Here is a 6,383-nt window from a genome sequence, read left to right as displayed (position 1 = left end):
TACGTATTGCTAAATTTAATTTATTATTTAAAATACGTAATATATTTGACAGTAAGCTAACTTATTTCAAACAATTTTAACTTTTTCGTATTAAATTAACTCAACATTATTGAAAATGCAAATATGAATTAAATCAAACTGCAAAAAAAAAAAAATCACAAAAAAAGCCAAAGAAGCAAAAGGAGTTTTTAATGCCAGCCTTATTTCCCAAAAACAGTTATTTGCGGATGGTCTCTTTGCAAGGTCGTTTATAAAATGGCTCAAAGTCTAGACTCTTCTTTCAAAATATCCAAGATGTCTTTCCAAAATAAACCGATGAAAACGTTTTTTTACTTACTCGCAGTGTGAAATTTGGACAAGTATCTGATGATGCCAAAACTTTTAGACAAAAACGCTACCAAAGTAATAGGTGTTGCTGTGTCTGGCACAAAATTAAACTATGGCAAAGCAGGCGACACCATCGCTTTCTACTTACAATGTGCCTTTGTTCTAAATTTGAAGGTTCGGGCATGCCAGAAGAAAGAGCTTTTTAAAAATGGCTTGCTTGCTATTGTAACGACCAAAAATTGCCTTCTTATCAATCCCAAACGCAAGCACAACTTCAAACACTCACCCCAAAAAACCGTTTTGCCACCTTGGATTACACCTTCAACAATCAAATTATTGATGAACAAGGAAACATCAAAGACCTCAATAAAGATAAAGAAGCTTTACAAAGTTTTTTGCAAGAAGGAGTTTTGCCCAAACTAAAACGTTTTGCCACTTTGCAAGAAAAATTAACTTTTTTACAAGAAAACGAATATTATGAAAGTGCTTTTTGCAAAAAATACACCCACTCGCAAATTAAAGAAATCTACCAAATTGCCTACCAAAAAAATTCACTCTTCCCAACTTTTATGGGAGCTTTCAAATTTTACCACGATTACGCCCTTAAAACTCGTGACAAACAACACTATTTAGAAACCTACGAAGACCGCTTGTCAGTAAACGCCCTTTATCATGCCAAAGGTGACTTTGAAATTGCCAAACGCCTCATTCTATCCTTAATCAACCAAGACTTTACTCCTTTGCAACTCCCACTTTGCTCAACACAGGAAAAACACGCGTGGCGAATTTGTCTCTTGCTTTTTGTTAGAAGCTGGTGACTCTTTTTAAACGACATTGCACGCATTAATGAATTTCTGATGCAACTTTCCAAAATTGGCGGTGGCGTTTCGATTAACATCACTAATTTGCGTGCCAAAGGTGAATCTATCAAAGGCATCAAAGGCGTGTGTAAAGGTGTTGTAGGTGTGTGCAAATTATTAGACCACATTTTCCGTTATGCTGATCAAATGGGACAACGTACAGGTGCTGGAGCTGTTTATTTGAACGTTTTTCACTCCGATATCATTGATTTTTAAGTACGAAAAAATTAAGCGCTGACGAGGATGTTCGTGTCAAAACTTTATCTTTGGGCGTTGTAGTTCTAATAAAATGATTGAACTTGCCCGCAACAACGAAGTTATGTATACCTTTTTCCCGCACACTGTTTTCTTAGAATACGGCAAAAATTTTGCTGACATCGCAGTTGATATGGACTATTGGTACGATATTCTAGTTGCCAATCCCAAAGTGCAAAAAAAAGCCATCAATCCACGCCAACTCTTAGAACTTATTGCCCACATGCAAGGCGAATCAGGCTATCCTTACTTAATGTTTTGCGACAACACCAATCAAGCAAACACTTCCGATCTGAAAGTCAAGTTTTCTAATTTATGTACTGAAATCCTCCAACCCACTATCACTTCACATTACAAAGATTACCATCAAACCCAACAAGACGAAATTGGTATGGACGTTTCATGCAATCTAGCATCAGGACACATGGGAAACATGATTACTAACAATACCATTCAAGAAACTGTTTTTATGGCGATGGAAGTAATGAACTGTGTTTCTGAAAACACTAACATTAGTTAGGAAACATCTTGTTGCCGTGTCAATACCTTTCCAATCATGGTGTATAGCTTGAAATTATGGGTCATCACGGTTTTTTAGCTCAAAAATTACATTGCTTTTTGGAAGTGAAGAAACAAAGATTTAATTGATGTGCTTTTTTCAATGCCGTTAATTTTTTACAGCCTTTCATTCTCTGCAATAAAGCTAAAACCACAGGTAAAAAGTTTTATCAGTTTTTGAACAATCCAAATACGCTGATGGTAGTTATTTTGACAATCGCGGTGAAATTTTACCCAAAACTGCCAAAATCAAAAAAATGTTCCAAAACATCACCTTTGCCCACGCAAAACGATTGGCACCAACTCAAACAAGATGTTATGCAATTTGGGCTCTACAATTCTTTCATCGCCTCGCAGTGGCTCCAAACGGCTCAATTGACATATTATGGAGCAACTCCTTTGACTCCTGTAAAACAATTAGTAGAGGAACGCACCTATGGCAACTCCAAAACTTACTGTTCAATGCCTGCCTTAAAACAAGCTTCCTTAGGTGTCACCACTGCTTATAAAAATGAACAAATACGACCTCATTGATGTTATTGCCATTGCCCAAAAAGCACGTTGATCAAGGTATTTCGTTTGAACTTGGTATTACATCTGATATTACTACGCGTGAATTACAAAAATACTATCTTTATGCTCATCATAAAAAGATAAAAACCCTTTATTACACACGAACCCAAAAGCTAAAAATTGATGAATGTGAGGCTTGTGGTGTTTAAAAGCACCCTATAAAACCGAATAAAAAATAATTAATGGAATAAAACTTTCATTAATACACTATATTTATAAATCTCAGGCAAGTTTGATTGCTTCTTGTATTTGTTTTTTTTGTGATTTTGTTTTTGCTAAAATAAGGCTATCAAATGGATAGTCTTTTTTTATTCTTAACAACGATTATTTCTTGCCTCAACCCCTTTTATATCAAAATAAATACCTTCATTATTTTCCAAATTACAATCCCAAATCACAACCCTTTTCAATTTTATCCCAATTAATTTATACTGAAAAATTCAAAAACCCTAAAAGAAAAAAGGAGTAAATCAATGAAAACCAAAAATTCCCAACCCCACTCAACTTCTAAAAGCCCTTTTCAAGGAGCTAACTGGAATGTGTTAGAAGACAAATATACCCATTTTTTTATGAACAAAATTTAAGCCAATTTTGGCGTCCTGAAGATATCAGTTTGCAAGGTGATCTTGCTGCTTGGAGTGAACTTACCTTAGAAGAAAAAACTGCTTATTCCCGCAATCTTTTAGTTCTTACTTTTTAGATACTTATCAAGGTGATTTGGGTATGCCTGTTATTGCTCGTTCGTTAGAAGAACATATGAACACTCAAAAAAAAAGCTACCCTTAATTTTATGGGAGCTATGGAAAATGCAGTACATGCTAAAAGTTATTCTAATATATTTTATGAGCTATTTAACTAACAAAGAAATTAATCAACTTTTTTGTGGGGCAACCAGCAAACAAACCTTCAAACTATGATGCAAGTAATTGTAAAGTTTATGAGGCTTTGGAAGACCAAATTTATTTGAAAAACAATCCTCCTTACAATTTAGTGAATTGGAATTTAAAAAAACTCAGTGGCAAGCTATGGCAGTATCGGTTTTTTTAGAAACTTGGTTGTTTTACAGTGGTTTTTACTATTCTTTATATTTTTACATGGTCAGGTAAATTGATGCAATCAGGAGAAATTATTAATTTAATTATTCGTGATGAAAGTATTCATGGTGTTTATGTGGGGCGTCTTGCAACTGAAATTTATCAACTGTTTGATAAGCCTACCCAACAAACTTTAAAAACATGGTTAGATGATTTGATGCAACAACTCTATCAAACCCAAACTTCCTTAGTTCATGCCATTTATCATAAACTAAATTTAGAAGATGATGTTAATAAATTTGTGCGTTATAACGCCAATAAAGCTTTAATGAATTTGGGGATTTGATGCTTTTTTTCCATCCGAAAATGTAAATCCTGTTATCATTAATAGGACTTAATACTGAGACTAAAACTTTATGGATATAATCTTTTCTATGAAAGGAAACGGTTATCAAAAAATGCCTCTCGAGGCGTTGCAAGATGAAGATTTTTATTTTTAAGACACAATCAACAATAAACAAAAAAGACTAGGTTTTTAAACTAGCTTTTTTTGTTTTTAAAAACATTTATTTATCATAATTCTTTCTTTTATACTAAATAAGTATTTTTGTATAAACTCGCTTTTAGTGGTAAAATAAAATTAATTCATTGAAAAGTTTTTTTTGGGGAAGAAAAAACACATCAATGAGGGAAAGATTAAAGGAGGTTATAAACATGTTACAAGAAAATAAACATGCGAATGTACTAAATAATTTGTTGTTTTTTTTTGTTTTTGTGTGTTTTATAATCTTTATAGCAATTTATCATTATTCTTATCCTTTATTTTGTTGCACTAATCTATCCCAAATCAAGCAACCCTTTCATAATTTTATCCCAAATATATAACTTTCAAATCAAACCCAAACCTAAATCATTTTCGCCAAAATTATTTTAGAAAAACAAACAACTTATAAATTCTAAAAAAAGAGGTATTTAATATGGTTTTTTGAATACTTAATTAATCCTTCTAAAGAGTAAAAAAATATTAAAACCACGTAATCCTGATGACGATATTACTTTTTAGTACAAGAAAAAATTGAAGAAATTAAAAATCAAAAAAAATTACCAATTAAGTAAAAAAATCAAATTAGTAACTCATAATACTGTTTTTATTAAATTTTTTATTTTATCATGTGTTTTTTGTATTTGGTGGCTTATCTGCTTATCTTTTTTTCAAAATCGAATCTAATATTTATAAATATTTAGAATTTATTAAATCTTTAAAATTAAAAATTTATATTATTGATATCTCTGCATTTTGTCAACTTGCTATTGATGATTTATTAAAAGTAAATAATATAGACACTAAAATAAAACTTTATTTTGGTATCTTAATGGTGCCATGGGGTTTGATTTTTAGCAATTTCATCATTTCTTATAGGCTATTGGGTTTTATCTTTTCAATCCTTTATTAAAATTTGGGATTTCATTATTTGCTTTAGTTTCAGGTTTTATTTTTATAGGTTTTGTCACTACTCTCTGGAATTAAATAATGATCCTTTTTAAAATCTTTGTCTTTGGTTTTGATAATAATCCCTATTATAGCAAATTCCTTAATTGTTGCTTTTGCCACTTATTTATATAATATTAAAAAAATTCAATTTAGTCCTCAATTTCGTTTGCAAACCAAAAATCCTTTTATGATTTCTTTTTTTTGGTACAATATTATTAGCTTTATTTGGTTTGGGTATCAATTTACAAAATCCATGGACTATTTTTGCTTCTTTATTGTGGTCTTTTTTTAATTTAATTATAGGTATTTTAATGTGGACTATTACTTTAGAAAATCTCGATCTTTTTTGTAAAAAGAACAAATTCCTAAAAAATATGAATGGTTTATTATATGTCTTTTTGTTTGTTAGTTTTTTCAAATTTTTCTTTCTGTTTTTAAAATTTTAACATGCTTTGCATTGTTATTTAAAGAAAAATAACTTTTTGGCACTAAAATTAAATATTTTATATTATTAAATATTTAATAAATACACTATAAACATGATATAATAAAAATAATTCATCACGATAATGTATAAAGAAATTATGGACGATTATATTATGTGTTGTGAACTAGATAATTATTTGATTGATTTATATATTTTTATAAATTCAATAAAAATGGTGGTGTTTTATATGAAAGTAATCAATCTTTTTTAATTAATATTTTAATTATGCTAAATATAAAATACATAATAAAATAAAATTTAAAAAGAGGTTATATTGTTTTTATTAAAAAACTTTATTTTAAGAAATTACAATTATTTAGTTTTTATTTTTAATGTTATTTTATTCATTTACAAGTTCTAAAGTTATGGCTTTTAATCTTGATGATTATGAACCAGATTATTCTCAAAAACATAATGTACTTGATTGGCGTCATTCCGATGGGGCATACTTTTTCAGATAATGCTAGAGTTTTTTGCGGGTCTTTCAGGAATCAAACCCATTCCTTTTTCATTCATATATAAAGAATTTGTAAATGCAAATCATTTAATAAAAAATGCTGCTTTAATAGCAAGTAATTTTATTCCAATCCTGGGTTTTAAAAAAGTAGTTAGCTTTTGGGTTTGATGGGCAGCAAGATGAATTTTTGCCAAGCTCTAAAATTGCTATGTTTAACGATGCTGTGATAGATTATCATTTGGAATTCAAATGTAGAAACAAGGTTTTTCTTTTTTGAACTTTCTCTCAATTAGACGAAATTAAAGAAGTAGAACAGCAATACGTAAACTGAACGAAATAA

The 6,383-nt window shown here is 30.0% G+C and carries 5 protein-coding genes and 1 pseudogene; all 6 read left to right on the top strand.

What is annotated here, in order from left to right; translation table 11 throughout:
• The first annotated feature begins 566 nt into the window (after nucleotides 1-566).
• The 6 genes and pseudogenes from ACEW7V_RS00325 (at nucleotide 567) to nrdF (ending at nucleotide 4,107) form a co-directional block, all read left to right on the top strand.
• Nucleotides 567-1,145: a ribonucleotide reductase N-terminal alpha domain-containing protein gene (locus tag ACEW7V_RS00325; protein WP_374695515.1), complete on the top strand. Its 579-nt coding sequence runs from the start codon at nucleotides 567-569 to the stop codon at nucleotides 1,143-1,145.
• A gap of 39 nt (nucleotides 1,146-1,184) precedes the next feature.
• Entirely contained in the window at nucleotides 1,185-1,403 is a 219-nt protein-coding gene (locus ACEW7V_RS00320) for a hypothetical protein (RefSeq protein WP_374695514.1), read from the top strand.
• 73 nt (nucleotides 1,404-1,476) lie between these two features.
• Nucleotides 1,477-1,962 (top strand): hypothetical protein, encoded by a 486-nt coding sequence (locus tag ACEW7V_RS00315; RefSeq protein ID WP_374695513.1) that lies wholly within the window; start codon nucleotides 1,477-1,479, stop codon nucleotides 1,960-1,962.
• 215 nt (nucleotides 1,963-2,177) lie between these two features.
• Nucleotides 2,178-2,534 carry a hypothetical protein gene (locus ACEW7V_RS00310; protein ID WP_374695512.1) on the top strand — a complete coding sequence of 119 codons (357 nt, stop codon included), beginning with the start codon at nucleotides 2,178-2,180 and terminating at the stop codon, nucleotides 2,532-2,534.
• 5 nt (nucleotides 2,535-2,539) lie between these two features.
• Nucleotides 2,540-2,722: a hypothetical protein gene (locus ACEW7V_RS00305; protein ID WP_374695511.1), complete on the top strand. Its 183-nt coding sequence runs from the start codon at nucleotides 2,540-2,542 to the stop codon at nucleotides 2,720-2,722.
• 324 nt (nucleotides 2,723-3,046) lie between these two features.
• Nucleotides 3,047-4,107: pseudogene (nrdF, locus tag ACEW7V_RS00300) on the top strand (class 1b ribonucleoside-diphosphate reductase subunit beta).
• Nucleotides 4,108-6,383 lie beyond the last annotated feature (2,276 nt).

It is taken from the genome of Areca yellow leaf disease phytoplasma (assembly GCF_041920595.1).
This window is presented reverse-complemented; position numbering and strand designations above follow the sequence as displayed.

Bases quoted from the DNA above. Each gene is read 5' to 3' on its own strand.
- ACEW7V_RS00315 (WP_374695513.1), top strand. From the start codon at position 1,477: ATGATTGAACTTGCCCGCAACAACGAAGTTATGTATACCTTTTTCCCG.
- ACEW7V_RS00320 (WP_374695514.1), top strand. From the start codon at position 1,185: ATGCAACTTTCCAAAATTGGCGGTGGCGTTTCGATTAACATCACTAAT.